At 61.6% G+C, this 13102-nt stretch carries 16 protein-coding genes; 9 read left to right on the top strand and 7 right to left on the bottom strand.

Annotated elements, in window-relative coordinates; translation table 11 throughout:
* The first annotated feature begins 84 nt into the window (after positions 1-84).
* From BLW22_RS20515 to BLW22_RS20505, 3 genes are read left to right on the top strand one after another with little or no spacing between them, the layout of a single operon-like run.
* A complete protein-coding gene (locus BLW22_RS20515) occupies positions 85-1377 on the top strand; it encodes a CitMHS family transporter (RefSeq protein WP_074847389.1) in 1293 nt (430 codons plus the stop codon).
* A 1-nt stretch (position 1378) separates the two neighbouring features.
* Positions 1379-2704 carry an acyclic terpene utilization AtuA family protein gene (locus BLW22_RS20510; RefSeq protein ID WP_074847388.1) on the top strand — a complete coding sequence of 442 codons (1326 nt, stop codon included), beginning with the start codon at positions 1379-1381 and terminating at the stop codon, positions 2702-2704.
* Complete coding sequence (locus BLW22_RS20505; protein ID WP_065926613.1) at positions 2701-3027, top strand: AtuA-related protein; 327 nt, start codon at positions 2701-2703, stop codon at positions 3025-3027. The genes BLW22_RS20510 and BLW22_RS20505 overlap by 4 nt, the downstream gene beginning before the upstream one ends.
* Before the next feature lie 46 nt (positions 3028-3073).
* On the opposite strand, the gene BLW22_RS20500 is transcribed toward BLW22_RS20505, so the two are convergent.
* The gene (locus BLW22_RS20500; protein WP_065926614.1) at positions 3074-3445 is read right to left on the bottom strand and encodes a glutathione S-transferase N-terminal domain-containing protein; all 372 of its coding nucleotides are present in this window, start codon (positions 3443-3445) and stop codon (positions 3074-3076) included.
* A gap of 101 nt (positions 3446-3546) precedes the next feature.
* On the bottom strand, positions 3547-4092 hold the full coding sequence (folE, locus tag BLW22_RS20495) for a GTP cyclohydrolase I FolE (RefSeq protein ID WP_019826593.1): 546 nt from the start codon (positions 4090-4092) through the stop codon (positions 3547-3549).
* Between the two features lie 176 nt (positions 4093-4268).
* Between folE and BLW22_RS20490 the strand changes: the two genes are divergently transcribed.
* Positions 4269-4733, top strand: a complete 465-nt coding sequence (locus BLW22_RS20490; protein ID WP_235865604.1) for a zeta toxin family protein — start codon at positions 4269-4271, stop codon at positions 4731-4733.
* A gap of 156 nt (positions 4734-4889) precedes the next feature.
* Positions 4890-5078 carry a hypothetical protein gene (locus tag BLW22_RS20485; protein ID WP_065926615.1) on the top strand — a complete coding sequence of 63 codons (189 nt, stop codon included), beginning with the start codon at positions 4890-4892 and terminating at the stop codon, positions 5076-5078.
* A gap of 52 nt (positions 5079-5130) precedes the next feature.
* On the opposite strand, the gene BLW22_RS20480 is transcribed toward BLW22_RS20485, so the two are convergent.
* From BLW22_RS20480 to BLW22_RS20470, 3 genes are all read right to left on the bottom strand, one after another.
* Positions 5131-5688 carry a Smr/MutS family protein gene (locus BLW22_RS20480; protein WP_074847387.1) on the bottom strand — a complete coding sequence of 186 codons (558 nt, stop codon included), beginning with the start codon at positions 5686-5688 and terminating at the stop codon, positions 5131-5133.
* 75 nt (positions 5689-5763) lie between these two features.
* Positions 5764-6084, bottom strand: coding sequence for a hypothetical protein (locus tag BLW22_RS20475; protein ID WP_027603931.1), 321 nt, complete (start codon positions 6082-6084; stop codon positions 5764-5766).
* 141 nt (positions 6085-6225) lie between these two features.
* A complete protein-coding gene (locus BLW22_RS20470; protein WP_065926616.1) occupies positions 6226-6816 on the bottom strand; it encodes a cysteine hydrolase family protein in 591 nt (196 codons plus the stop codon).
* A gap of 240 nt (positions 6817-7056) precedes the next feature.
* On the opposite strand from BLW22_RS20470, the gene prmB reads away from it, so the two are divergent.
* Positions 7057-7965, top strand: coding sequence for a 50S ribosomal protein L3 N(5)-glutamine methyltransferase (prmB, locus tag BLW22_RS20465; protein ID WP_065926617.1), 909 nt, complete (start codon positions 7057-7059; stop codon positions 7963-7965).
* Between the two features lie 234 nt (positions 7966-8199).
* Here prmB and BLW22_RS20460 read toward each other — a convergent pair whose 3' ends face one another.
* Both BLW22_RS20460 and BLW22_RS20455 read right to left on the bottom strand, forming a co-directional pair.
* Positions 8200-9009: a hypothetical protein gene (locus BLW22_RS20460; protein ID WP_027603934.1), complete on the bottom strand. Its 810-nt coding sequence runs from the start codon at positions 9007-9009 to the stop codon at positions 8200-8202.
* 99 nt (positions 9010-9108) lie between these two features.
* Positions 9109-10071, bottom strand: a complete 963-nt coding sequence (locus BLW22_RS20455) for an alpha/beta hydrolase (protein WP_065948606.1) — start codon at positions 10069-10071, stop codon at positions 9109-9111.
* Between the two features lie 143 nt (positions 10072-10214).
* Between BLW22_RS20455 and aroC the strand changes: the two genes are divergently transcribed.
* Genes aroC through BLW22_RS20440 form a run of 3 tightly spaced genes read left to right on the top strand, consistent with a single transcriptional unit; the run spans position 10215 to position 13004 of the window.
* On the top strand, positions 10215-11306 hold the full coding sequence (gene aroC / locus BLW22_RS20450; protein WP_027603936.1) for a chorismate synthase: 1092 nt from the start codon (positions 10215-10217) through the stop codon (positions 11304-11306).
* A gap of 10 nt (positions 11307-11316) precedes the next feature.
* Positions 11317-12477: an MFS transporter gene (locus BLW22_RS20445; RefSeq protein ID WP_074847386.1), complete on the top strand. Its 1161-nt coding sequence runs from the start codon at positions 11317-11319 to the stop codon at positions 12475-12477.
* On the top strand, positions 12474-13004 hold the full coding sequence (locus tag BLW22_RS20440; RefSeq protein WP_065926620.1) for a 1,2-dihydroxy-3-keto-5-methylthiopentene dioxygenase: 531 nt from the start codon (positions 12474-12476) through the stop codon (positions 13002-13004). Before BLW22_RS20445 ends, BLW22_RS20440 begins: the two co-directional genes overlap by 4 nt.
* Positions 13005-13102 lie beyond the last annotated feature (98 nt).

Below are 13102 nucleotides of genomic sequence, written 5' to 3'. Positions count from 1 at the left end.
ACATTCCAATTTACAAAGAGTAACGCGCTTCCAATACTCCAGGGAAAACAATAACCGGCCACCAAGGCCGCTCTGGAGTAACCCATGCTCGCAACCCTGGGTGTCATTACCATCCTGTGCCTGCTCGCTGCCGTCATGAGCAAACGCCTTTCGCCACTGGTGGCTCTGATCGCCTTGCCGATCATCGCCGCGCTGCTCGGTGGATTCGGCCTGCAAACCAGCGCCTTCATCATTACCGGCATCAAGAACGTCGCCCCCGTGGTGGGCATGTTCGTGTTCGCGATCCTGTTTTTCGGGATCATGACCGATGCCGGTATGCTCGATCCCATCATTGATCGCATCCTGCGCACGGTAGGGACACGTCCTACACGGATTGTCGTTGGGACTGCGACCCTCGCCCTGTTGGTGCACCTGGACGGTTCCGGTGCCGTGACCTTTCTGGTGACGGTGCCGGCGATGCTGCCGTTATATACGCGGCTGGGCATCGACAAACGCATCCTCGCCTGTGTCTGCGCGATGGCCGCCGGGGTCAATTTCCTGCCGTGGACCGGCCCGGTGTTGCGCTCTTCGGCGGCCTTGCACGTGCCGGTGGCGGACCTGTTCCAGCCACTGATTCCGGTGCAGATCGTCGGCCTGATCTTCGTCTTCGCCTGCGCCTGGTGGCTCGGCCGGCGAGAAGAAAAACGCCTCGGCCTGGGCGCCGGCTCCAGCGTGGACGTCGTGCCGCAACGGGTGCTCAGCGACGACGACATCAAGCTGCGCCGCCCCCGCCTGTTCTGGGTCAACCTGATCCTGACCGTGCTGGTCATGGTGGTGATGATCGCCGGCTGGGTCGACCCGGTGGTGATGTTCATGCTCGGCACCGTGGTAGCGCTGTGCATCAACTACCCGAACGTGGACGCCCAACGCGCACGCATCGATGCCCATGCGAAAACCGCCCTGACTATGGCCAGTATCCTGCTCGCCGCCGGGGTGTTCACCGGCATCATGCAAGGCACCGGCATGCTCAAGGCCATCGCTGAAGTGGCGGTGGCGCAGATTCCGGCGGGCCACGGCAAGTTGATTCCGGCGGTGGTGGGCTTTTTGTCCATGCCGCTGAGCATGCTGTTCGACCCCGATTCCTATTATTTCGGCGTGATGCCGGTGATCGCCGAAGTCGGCAAGGCCCTGGGCGTCGACCCGCTGCAAGTGGCCCAGGCGTCGTTACTGGGCGTGCACACCACCGGTTTCCCGGTCAGCCCGCTGACCCCGGCGACCTTCCTGTTGGTGGGCCTGTGCAAGATCGAATTGGCCGATCACCAGCGCTTCACCATCCCTTTTCTGTTTGTCGCGTCGGTGTTGATGACCCTGACGGCGTTGCTCTTGGGAGTGATTTGAAATGAAAACCTTGCGCATCGGTTCCGGCGCCGGCTACTCCGGCGACCGCATCGAACCTGCCGTGGAACTGGCCGAGCTGGGCGACCTGGATTACCTGGTGTTCGAGTGCCTGGCCGAACGCACCATCGCTTTGGCGCAACAGGCGCGAATCAGTGACCCGCAGGGGGGGTATGACCCGCTGCTCAGCGAGCGCATGCGCCGGGTGTTGCCCTTTGTCGGCCAGCATGAGGGGCGCCGTCGCCTGCGGGTGATCACCAATATGGGCGCGGCCAACCCGGTGTCGGCGGCGCTCGAAGTGCGGCGGATTGCCCATGAGCTGGGCCTGGGCCTCAAGGTGGTGGCGGTGGTCGGCGATGACGTGCTGGACGTCTTGCGCCCCGAGCAGGTACTGGATAACGGCCGAACCCTGGGTTCACTGGGCGCGCGACTGATTTCCGCGAATGTCTACCTGGGCGTCGACGGCATTCTTGATGCCTTGCGCGCCGACGCCGATGTGGTGATCACCGGGCGGGTGGCCGACCCGTCGCTGTTCCTCGCCCCGCAGGTGTTTGAATTCGGCTGGGCGATGGGCGACTGGCAGCGCCTGGGGCGCGGCACGTTGGTCGGGCATCTGCTGGAGTGTGCCGGGCAGGTCAGCGGCGGCTATTTTGCCGATCCCGGTTTCAAGGATGTGGATGACCTCGCACGCCTGGGTTTCCCGTTGGCTGAAATCGATGCTGAGGGTGAGGCCGTGATCACCAAGGTTGCAGGCTCCGGTGGGCGGGTCAGTCGCGCCACCTGCACCGAGCAATTGATCTACGAAGTGCATGATCCTGCGGCGTATCTCACCCCGGACGTGACCGCCGATTTTTCCCAGGTGGGGTTTGACGAGGAGGGCGTTGATCGGGTGCGTGCCCACGGTGCTGCTGGCCGCGCACGGCCCGAGCAGTTGAAGGTGAGCGTCGGTTACCTGGATGGCTGGATTGGCGAAGGGCAGATGTCCTACGGCGGCCCCGGCGCGGTAGCACGGGCGCAGTTGGCGCGGGATGTCGTACTCAAACGTTTGCAACTGATGGGTGTGAAGATGCAGGACGTACGCGCCGAACTGATCGGCATGGACTCGCTGCACGGTCCGCGCAGCAGCGTAGAGCCCTGGGAAGTGCGCCTGCGCGTGGCGGCCCGCTGTGAAGACCGCAGTGAAGCGGTGCGGGTCGGCAATGAAGTGGAAACCCTCTACACCAACGGCCCGTCCGGCGGCGGCGGTGCCAGCAAGAGCGTACGGCAGGTGGTGGCGGTGGCGTCATTGCTGCTGCCCCGTGACGCGGTCAACCCGAGGATCGAAGCATGAAACTGCACACGCTGGCCCATTCCCGTACCGGCGATAAGGGCGACACCTCGAACATTTCGATCATTGCTTACCGAGCCGAGGATTATCTGCTGTTGTGTGAACAGCTTACCGCCGAGCGCGTGGCCGACTTTTTTGCCGGCCTGCTGGAGCCTTACGCTGCCCCGGTGCGGCGCTATGAACTGCCGAATGTGCAGGCGCTGAACTTCGTACTGCCGGGGATATTGCGCGGCGGCGTAACCCGCTCGCTGGCACTGGATGCCCATGGCAAGTGCCTCGGCTCGGCGTTGCTGGAGCTGGACCTGGATTTGCCAACACCGAACTGAATGTGGGGGGGCAAACTCCCTCCCACATTGGATCTCAGCAGGTCTGTCAGACCGCAGCGAAACGCTTGTCCAGGTAATCGATGATCACCTTGGAGTCATACATCCAGGTGGTCTGGCCATTCTCTTCGATACGCAGGCACGGCACTTTGATCTTGCCGCCTTGCTCCAGCAGGGTCTGGCGGTCCTGCTCGTTGTTCTTCGCATCCTTCAGCGCCACCGGCACATTCAGGCGGTGCAGGGTGCGGCGGGTCTTCACGCAGAACGGGCAGGCGTGGAATTGATACAGGGTCAGGTCCTTGGCCGCTGCGTTCACCTGTGCCTGTTGTTCGGCAGGGCGCTGCTTTTTACGCGGACGGGTAAGTAAGTCGCCGGCGATGATGACGTGGCCGAGGCCCACTCGAAGTGCTTTGACGAACATGGCTGAAACCTCTTGCCCATGAAGAAGGGGCCGCAGCTTACCTTAATTCTGCAGGCGAAAAAAAACCGGCGATGAACGCCGGTCTTTTCCTACGCAGCCTGTTACTTGATCAGGCTGAGGAATTCACTGCGGGTGGCCGCGTTTTCGCGGAACTCACCCAGCATCACCGACGTGATCATCGACGAATTCTGTTTCTCCACACCGCGCATCATCATGCACATGTGCTTGGCTTCGATCACCACGGCCACGCCCAAGGCGCCGGTCACTTGCATCACCGCGTCGGCGATCTGGCGGCTGAGGTTTTCCTGGATCTGCAGGCGGCGCGCATACATGTCGACAATCCGCGCGACCTTCGACAGGCCCAGCACCTTGCCGCTCGGGATATACGCCACATGCGCCTTGCCGATAAACGGCAGCAGGTGGTGTTCGCACAGCGAGTACAGCTCGATGTCCTTGACCAGCACCATTTCGCTGTTGTCGGAGCTGAACAAGGCACCGTTGGTGACTTCTTCGAGTGTCTGTTCATAGCCGCGGCAAAGGTACTGCATCGCCTTGGCGGCACGCTTGGGCGTGTCGAGCAGGCCCTCGCGGGAGACGTCCTCGCCGAGTTGGCCGAGGATCGCGGTGTAGTTTTGTTCCAATGTCACAGGACTGTTTCCGTATGGGTTTCAGAACGGTACGGTGTATGCCTGTACCAATGTGAAGCGCTGCCCGGCGCGCAACAGCGGCGGGTGATGTGGCGCACATAGTAGCGTAGGTGCGCCGACAGTTGTATTCCCGGACGATACCGATGTTAGAGTCGGCCTCCGTCGAGGAGGACGTGATGACCCCGCTGGAGCGAAGTATTTCTGAGCGCGCCCTGATCTTTGCCAAAGCAAATCGGACCCGCATTGCCCGTGAACTTGCCTGCCTGACTAAGTACCCAGGTGAAAATTATCCGGTTTCAGTGTTTATGGCGGGCTCGCCTGGCGCCGGCAAGACAGAAGTGTCCAAATCATTTATTCGCTTGATGGAGGAGGGGGGATCCAGTGCATTGCGAATCGACCCCGATGACTTCAGGGAATACTTTCCTGACTACACAGGCGCAAACTCCAGTCTTTTTCAACGTGGCGTAACTGCCATGGTGGAGAGGACTGTCGACCTCGTTTATCAGCAGCGCCAGTCTTTCCTGTTGGACGGAACGCTGGCCAACTTTGCCGTGGCTCGGAAAAATATCCAGCGCGCCCTTGATAAGGAAAACCGGTCTGCACAGGTTATCTACGTCTACCAGAAGCCTGAGCTGGCGTGAGTTTCTGGGGCGTCTTCAAGTCGATGTGCTCATCAAGGACACTGATGGCGGGGAGTCATACATCGGCATCGACCTGTCGGCTGAGGAAATTGACGAACTCGTTATACAGCCCTACCATCCTGATCAACTTGAGCAAATTTTGACCGGAGTAGCCTTATGAAAGGCGAAATTACGGAAGTTGTAGAAAAATATTCATCCACCACCATGTCAGACTTTTTTCGAAGTGGTTCGGTAGAAGAAAAACGTGCTGTTTACAGAAGCGCAGCCGATACTGCGATCACCATGCAAAAGGCAGTGATCTCGCTGGCGAAAGAGAAAAAAGCGAAAGAGCTTTTCGACAACTGACGTTACTGGCAATACCACAATAGCCCAGCTCAATTGCTGGGCTTTTTATTACTTACTCGTCGCGCCCTTCCATCATCGTGCGCTTGAGCATCACATACACCGCACCCGCGCCCCCATGACGGGCCTGGCACGAGGTAAAGCCGAGCACCTGGGCATGCTGGCGCAGCCAGGTGTTGACGTGGCTCTTGATCATCGGCCGCTTGCCGTCCAAGCGCACCGCCTTGCCATGGGTGACGCGCACGCAGCGAATTTCGAACTTGGTGGCTTCGGCGAGGAAGGCCCACAGGGTTTCCCGGGCTTTTTCCACGTTCATGCCGTGCAGGTCGAGGCTGCCTTCGAACGGGATCTGACCGGCCTTGAGCTTGCGCATCTGGCTTTCCTGTACGCCGTCGCGGGCCCACATCAGCTCGTCTTCGGGGCCGACGTCGATCACGAACTGGTCTGACAGGCCATCCACGGTGGTGGCATCGGTGCGCACGGTAGCAGCCTTGCGCAGCTTGGCGATCTGTGCGCGGTCGGCCTTGGGTTTGCCGGTGTCGGCGCGGTCGTGCTTGATCGGCTTGACGCCGCGCAGCTCGTTTTTGAACAGGGAAAAATCGTCGTCTTGCATGTCAGCCTCCGCGAAGGGCGGGCAGTTTACCTAAATCGCGGCGGCCGGGGCGCAGGAAACGCTATCCAAGCGCCATCAGTCGTGCTTTTTCATCAGGTGCGAGGCGATGTTCAGTGACAACGGCTGGCGCATCTTCCGACGGCTGCGGCGCCACAGCCACACGCCCAGCCACAGCACCAGCAGCCCGATCCCCAACAGAATCGCCGAGCCGCCAGGGCTGGCATTCAGTTCGCCAAGGGCCGGCGAGTGGCCAAACAAACCGGCGCCACCAGCGCCGGTCAACAGCAAACCTACTACCGCCAGCAGCGCGGCAATGCCGGCCACCAGGCGCAGACGCCAGTTGCTCGGGCCCTTGGGGCGCAAGCGACGAGCGTCAAAACCATCGGATATCTTCATTCCGACCTTTCCTCCAGGGTATCGGCCCTTCGACCGGAAGATACACAGGTTGTTCCTGTACCCGAGGTAAATGCGCCAAATGAGAGGGCTTTGCGGATGAGCGGGACCTTCAACAGGCCGCACCGCTCACCCGAAGGGCGATCAGATCAGGTCTTTAGTCAGTGCGAGAGTGGCAAAATTGTCAGCCATGATGGCCATCTCGGTCTGCTGCACATGCTCGGCGCTCAGGATGCCACCTTTGTAAGGCAGGTCGCGGGTGGCGCAGGCGTCTTCCACCAGGGTGCAGCGAAAGCCCAGGTTCTTCGCGGCACGCACGGTGGTGCTGACGCTGGAGTGGCTCATGAAGCCGCAGACGATCAGGTCCAGGGAACCGAGGTCCTGCAGGTGTTTTTCCAGGCCGGTGCCGTGGAAGGCGCTGGGCAGCAGCTTGCCGATGATGGTTTCGTCACCTTGAGGTTCGAGGCCGGGGATGAACTCACCGCGCTCGCCCTGGGGGTCAAACAGGCCGCCCACGGTACCCAGGTGGCGCACGTGCACGATCGGGCGCCCGGCGTTGCGCGCGGCGGCGACCAGTTGCTTGATATTGCCGACCGCCGCGTCCATGCCGGAGAGGGCGAGCGGGCCACTGAGGTATTCCTTTTGAGCGTCGATGATCACGAGGGTCGCATGGCCAAGGTTGGCAGCTGCGTAACCACGACCGCTGAGTTGAAACATCGTCTTTGGAACGGACATTCTGGGGCTCCTGTGAGGGGGGCTTTTGCGTCATTGTCCACTGGCTGAGCGGTTCTGTGAATCGCTACTATCGTAAGGTACGCCGTTGCTGGCGTGCAGCCATGTCAAGTGGCGGCGATGTTTAACCGAATGATGGCGATTTGGATGAAATCCGACGTATGGCAACAGCTTTTCGTACATCGTCGGTACAGGCGAAGGCTGTTAGAATCGCCAGTCGTTTTTTCCAGGAGTCTGCCCCCCGTGATCACATCTCGCCTGCGCACCTTGCGCGACCACATCCGTTGGGCCGTCAGCCGTTTCCATGGGGAAGACCTGTTTTTTGGCCATGGCACCGACAATGCCTGGGACGAAGCCCGGCAGTTGGTGCTCGGCGCTTTGCACCTGCCATGGGAAATTGCCGACAGCTACCTCGATTGCAACCTGGAAGAAGAGGAAATCTCTCACGTACAGCGTTTGTTGCATCGCCGTATTCATGAGCGGGTGCCCACGGCCTACCTGTTGAAAGAGGCGTGGTTCTGTGGCATGTCGTTTATCGTTGACGAGCGCGTGCTGATCCCGCGTTCACCCATCGGCGAGTTGATCGAAAACCGCTTCGAGCCTTGGTTGGCCCAACCGCCGGCGCGCATCCTCGACCTGTGCACCGGCTCCGGTTGCATCGGCATTGCCTGCGCCTACGAGTTCCAGGACGCCGAAGTGGTACTCGGCGACCTGTCCTTCGAAGCCCTGGAGGTGGCCAACCAGAATATCGAGCGCCATGGTGTCGACGAGCGCGTGTACACCGTGCAGGGCGACGGTTTCGACGGCCTGCCGGGCCAGCGCTTTGACCTGATCGTGTCGAACCCGCCGTATGTGGATGCCGAAGACTTTGCCGACATGCCGGACGAATACCAGCACGAGCCGGAGCTGGGCCTGGCCTGCGGCGACGATGGCCTGAACCTGGTGCGACGCATGCTGGCCGAGGCGGCGGACCACCTGACCGAGAAGGGTTTGCTGATTGTCGAGGTGGGCAACAGCCAAGTGCATGTTGACGCGCTGTACCCGGAAGTGGACTTCGCCTGGCTGGATTTCCAGCGGGGTGGGCATGGGGTGTTCATGCTCACGGCCGAACAGTGCCGGGAACACCAGGCAATCTTCGCCGCTCGGGTTTAACCAACCTTAGGGTAGAAAATGTGGGAGGGGGCAAGCCCTAATGCCAGTCAGTTAAGCGTACATCGCCTCCTGTAGGAGCGAGCTTGCTCGCGAAAAACGTCAACGATAACGCGTGCTTCCTGAATGAGCGCGGCGCCTGTGAGTTTTTCGCGAGCAAGCTCGCTCCTACAAAAAGCCTTAACTGACTGGCATTAGGGGCAAGCCCCTCCCGCATTTCGATGGCTTTCCAGCCGGCTAGCGGTGCGTGGCAATCCAGATCAACAGCCCCGCCTGAAACACGGTGAACGCCACCAGGCAGGTGATGGTAAAGCGCAACCCGCTGTCCTCACGCTTGAACTTGGTGACCTTTTCTTCTTCCTTGCGCAGTTTCACTTCCTGCTCCAACAGGTTGTGCTCGGCCTGTTGCAGCATCTGCGCGGCTTCAAGGATCTCCACGAACTGCACCTTCTCGGTGTTCCAACTGTCCAGTACATCGCTGACCTTGCCCGGCTGCACGTTGCCTTTGAGGTGCTGCACATCGGCGTAGGCCACATCGAAACCCTGGACGCGCAGGAAGTGATCGCGGCGCAGGCGTGTGGCTTCGTTGAGTGCGTCCTTGTTGGCCAGGTCCACGCCGTCGACGCGGTAGCTTGACCATTTTTTCTTCGCCCACGCGGCGCCCTGGGCCACCAGGAAGCGACCGATGCCGCGGTTGGCCGGTTCGATTTCCAGGCTGTTGCCCGGGCCGAAGTGCACGCGGTGTTTATCGTGATCCACCCAGATATCCAGATGGTTCTGCTCGCGGCGCACCCGCTGCCCCGGTAATTGGATCACCATGCGCAACAGGCTGTGGTGTTTGTCATGGCGCTCGGCATAGCCGAACTGTACGAACCGCAGCGGCCGCAGGCCGGTGGCGCGGTCGGTGGCCAGCGGTGCCAGGCGCAGCATCTTGAAATGCTCGGCCTGAACATCCGCCCACGGCAGGGGCGCCGCCGTGTCGATAGCCTCGGTTTTTTCAGCCGGGGTGTCGGCGGTCGGTTCCGGTGTTGCTTCAGTGGTTGTCATGCGGTGCGATCCTGTCCAAGCCCTGCCAGTCGACAGTCTTTTTGCTGTCGACTCTGGGCTTATCGGCCGCTTTTTGCAGGACTGGAGGCAAATTGTCGCTTAACGGGGTTGAAGTCCGTCGATAAAGCCTGCCAAGCGGGTGCCCAGCTCAGCGGCGAGCGGCAATTGCGGGTCGTTGTAGGAGGCCAATTGTTGCTTTACGTCGTTGGGCACGATGCGCATCACGTGGTTCATGCCTTCGATCACCGCCAGTTCGGCATCGGGCTTGGCCCTTTTGAGTTGCTCGGCGTCGCCCACACCGACCTGAATATCGTTGGTGCCCTGGATGATCAATGCCGGCATGCGCAGTTTTGCAAACGCCGCTGAAGGGTCGGCGCGAAACAGGCTGATCAGATACGGCTGCACGCTGGGTCGGAAAATGCCCTCCAGCGGGCCAGGCACATCGGCGTCCACCTGACCGGCCTTGAGGTGATCGAGGATTTCATTGCTGCGCAGCAGCAGGGCAGGGGGCAGGTGATCGGCCAGTTGCTGGCGGATCACCTGGTCGACCGGACGGGCGCTGCCGGACAGGGAAATCACCCCGGCCGGGTCGAGTTGCGGTGCGGCCAGTGCAGCCACCAGCGCGCCTTCGCTGTGACCCAGCACAATCAGCGGGCCCATGCGTGTGTCGGCCTTGAGCAATTTGCCCCAGGCCACCGCGTCGGCCACGTAGGCCTCCAGGGTCAGGTTGCGTTCGTCGGGCGTGGCGGCGAGGCTGGCGGCCACACCGCGCTTGTCGTAGCGCACGCTGGCGATGTTGTGCCGGGCCAGCACCCAGGCCAGGCGCTTGAGGCTGTCATTGCGAGCGCCGTCGGCGCTGTTGCCGTTGCGGTCGGTGGGGCCGGAGCCGGCGATGATCAACACCACCGGCACCGGTTTATCGGACTGCGGCAGCAGCAGCGAGCCAAACAGTTCGCCGCTGCCGGTGTCCAGGCTGATCGGGCGTTGCAGTACGACAGGGGAGGCGGCGTCGGCCACGGCGGTAAACAGGGTCAGGGTAAACAGAAGAACTCGCAGCATCATCGCGCCATCATGAGGAAGGTGCCGGTTGGACCAAGGTCTACCGGTAAGGTTTCGAGGATGAACTAGTCGGTTAGCCTGCGTATACTGGCCGCCTTAAGTTATTACGGTTGACTTGATTCAACTGATTTCACGGAGCGCCCTGCATGTCCGGCAATACCTTCGGCAAGCTGTTCACTGTCACCACCGCGGGCGAAAGCCATGGCCCGGCGTTGGTCGCCATTGTCGACGGCTGCCCGCCCGGCCTCGAGCTGTCCCTGGAAGACCTGCAGCGTGACCTCGACCGCCGCAAGCCCGGCACCAGCCGCCACACCACCCAGCGCCAGGAGCCCGATGAAGTCGAGATCCTTTCCGGGGTGTTCGAAGGCCGTACCACCGGGTGCGCCATCGGCCTGCTGATTCGCAACACCGACCAGAAGTCCAAGGACTACTCGGCGATCAAGGATCTGTTCCGCCCGGCCCATGCCGACTACACCTACCACCATAAATACGGCGAACGCGACTACCGTGGCGGCGGCCGCAGCTCGGCGCGCGAAACGGCCATGCGCGTGGCAGCCGGGGCCATCGCCAAGAAATACCTGGCGACCCAGGGCATCGTCATCCGTGGCTACATGAGCCAGTTGGGCCCGATTGAAATCCCGTTCAAGACCTGGGACAGCGTTGAAGACAACGCCTTTTTCTGCCCTGACCCGGACAAAGTGCCGGAGCTGGAAGCCTACATGGACCAGCTGCGCCGCGACCAGGATTCGGTCGGCGCCAAGATCACCGTGGTCGCCGAAGGCGTCAAGCCGGGCCTGGGCGAGCCGATTTTCGATCGCCTCGACGCCGAACTGGCCCATGCGCTGATGAGCATCAATGCGGTGAAAGGCGTGGAAATCGGCGCCGGGTTCGCCTGCGTGTCCCAGCGTGGCACCGAGCACCGCGATGAACTGACGCCGGAAGGTTTCCTCAGCAACAACGCGGGCGGCATCCTCGGCGGTATTTCCTCCGGCCAGCCGATTGTTGCGCACCTGGCACTCAAGGCCACCTCGAGCATCACCACCCCGGGCCGTTCGATCGATGTACACGGCAACCCGGTGGACGTGATCACCAAGGGCCGTCACGACCCGTGCGTGGGCATCCGGGCCACGCCGATTGCCGAAGCGATGATGGCCATCGTGTTGATGGACCATCTGTTGCGCAATCGCGGGCAAAATGCCGATGTGCGCGTGAGTACCCCGGTGCTGGGCCAGCTGTGACGGCGCGGCGGTGACAGCCCTCCCGTACTGGCGCCTCTCCAGCTTCTACCTGTTCTACTTCGCCCTGCTCGGGGCGACGGCGCCGTTCCTGGCGCTGTACTTCGACCACCTGGGGTTCTCCAGCGCGCGCATCGGCGAGCTGGTGGCCATCCCCATGCTGATGCGCTGCGTGGCGCCCAACCTGTGGGGCTGGCTGGGCGACTACAGCGGCCGACGCCTGGCTATCGTGCGCTTCGGCGCGGTGTGCACCCTGCTGAGTTTTTCCCTGATCTTCGTCAGTCACACCTACGCCTGGCTGGCCCTGGTGATGGCCCTGCATGCGTTCTTCTGGCACGCGGTGCTGCCGCAGTTTGAAGTGATCACCCTGGCCCACCTGCAAAAACAGACCGCGCGCTATAGCCAGGTGCGCCTGTGGGGCTCCATCGGTTTTATCCTCACCGTGGTGATCATGGGCCGCCTGTTCGACTGGCTGAGCCTGGATATCTACCCGGTGGTGGTCGTGGTGATCATGGCCGGCATCATCGGTGCCAGCCTGTGGGTGCCGAATGCGCAGCCCGCCAGCCACGGCAATCGCCTGGCCGCTGATGGTTTCCTCAAACAGCTGCGCAGCCCCGGCGTACTGGCGTTTTACGCCTGCGTGGCGCTGATGCAAATGAGCCATGGCCCGTATTACACCTTCCTGACCCTGCACCTGGAACACCTTGGCTACAGCCGTGGCATGATCGGCATGCTGTGGGCCCTGGGGGTGGTGGCGGAAGTGCTGATGTTCCTGGGCATGAGCCGCATCCTCACGCGTTTTTCGGTACGCCGGGTGCTGCTGGCCAGTTTCCTCCTGGCGGCCCTGCGCTGGCTGCTGCTGGGCTCGTTTGCCGAACTGCTGTGGGTACTGTTGCTGGCGCAGGTGATGCACGCTGCCACGTTCGGCAGTTTTCACGCGGCGGCGATTGCCTTTGTGCAGCGCAGTTTTGGCGATAAGCAACAAGGCCAGGGCCAGGCGCTGTACGCCGCCCTGGCCGGCACCGGCGGTGCGCTGGGTGCGCTGTATTCCGGCTACAGCTGGAACCTGCTGGGGCCGACCTTCACCTTTAGTATTGCCAGCGTCGCCGCCCTGGCCGCGGCCGCTATCATCGGTTTTCGATTGCAAGAGCAGAACCAAGGAACCCTTCAATGAGTTATGTCGCCGTCTACCCCGTCGCTTCACCGGATACCCCGAACAAGGTCCTGACCCATGTCGACGACATCGCCGCTACCCTGGCCGAGCACGGTGTGCGGTTCGAGCGCTGGCAGCCTGCCCTGATCGAGAGGGGCGCCAGCGACGCTGAGATGATTGCCGCCTATCAGCCGCAGATCGATGCCCTCGGCTACGGTGCGGTGGCGGTGCTCAGTGTCACCAGCGACCACCCGCAAAAAGCCGAATGGCGTGCCCGGTTCCTGGATGAACGCCGCTACAGCGAAGACGAAGTGCGTTTTTTCATCGCCGGCCAGGGCTTGTTCAACCTGCATGTTGGCGACTACGTGTATGCCGTGCGTTGTGAGAAAAACGACCTGCTGGTGATCCCGGCTGGCATGGCGCACTGGTTTGATATGGGCGAGAACCCCCACTTGGTCATGCTGCACTTGTTCAACACCGCGCAGGGGTGTGTACCGACGTTCACCGGCGACGATGTTGCCAGCCATTTCCCAGGTTTGGACGATTGAACTCAGGTAATTGGAATCTTCAACCCCGGCGAGTTGGAAGTTGTTGTGGGAATAAGCTTAGTTACGCGTAGGGTTTGGCTGTTTATCCAGGGCAATGC

It is taken from the genome of Pseudomonas marginalis (assembly GCF_900105325.1).
Lineage (GTDB): Bacteria > Pseudomonadota > Gammaproteobacteria > Pseudomonadales > Pseudomonadaceae > Aquipseudomonas > Aquipseudomonas marginalis.
This window is presented reverse-complemented; position numbering and strand designations above follow the sequence as displayed.

Coding starts and splice junctions, on each gene's coding strand:
- BLW22_RS20515 (WP_074847389.1), top strand. CDS start 85: ATGCTCGCAACCCTGGGTGTCATTACCATCCTGTGCCTGCTCGCTGCC.
- BLW22_RS20510 (WP_074847388.1), top strand. CDS start 1,379: ATGAAAACCTTGCGCATCGGTTCCGGCGCCGGCTACTCCGGCGACCGC.
- BLW22_RS20505 (WP_065926613.1), top strand. CDS start 2,701: ATGAAACTGCACACGCTGGCCCATTCCCGTACCGGCGATAAGGGCGAC.
- BLW22_RS20500 (WP_065926614.1), bottom strand. CDS start 3,445: ATGTTCGTCAAAGCACTTCGAGTGGGCCTCGGCCACGTCATCATCGCC.
- BLW22_RS20490 (WP_235865604.1), top strand. CDS start 4,269: ATGACCCCGCTGGAGCGAAGTATTTCTGAGCGCGCCCTGATCTTTGCC.
- BLW22_RS20485 (WP_065926615.1), top strand. CDS start 4,890: ATGAAAGGCGAAATTACGGAAGTTGTAGAAAAATATTCATCCACCACC.
- BLW22_RS20480 (WP_074847387.1), bottom strand. CDS start 5,688: ATGCAAGACGACGATTTTTCCCTGTTCAAAAACGAGCTGCGCGGCGTC.
- BLW22_RS20475 (WP_027603931.1), bottom strand. CDS start 6,084: ATGAAGATATCCGATGGTTTTGACGCTCGTCGCTTGCGCCCCAAGGGC.
- BLW22_RS20470 (WP_065926616.1), bottom strand. CDS start 6,816: ATGTCCGTTCCAAAGACGATGTTTCAACTCAGCGGTCGTGGTTACGCA.
- BLW22_RS20460 (WP_027603934.1), bottom strand. CDS start 9,009: ATGACAACCACTGAAGCAACACCGGAACCGACCGCCGACACCCCGGCT.
- BLW22_RS20455 (WP_065948606.1), bottom strand. CDS start 10,071: ATGATGCTGCGAGTTCTTCTGTTTACCCTGACCCTGTTTACCGCCGTG.
- aroC (WP_027603936.1), top strand. CDS start 10,215: ATGTCCGGCAATACCTTCGGCAAGCTGTTCACTGTCACCACCGCGGGC.
- BLW22_RS20440 (WP_065926620.1), top strand. CDS start 12,474: ATGAGTTATGTCGCCGTCTACCCCGTCGCTTCACCGGATACCCCGAAC.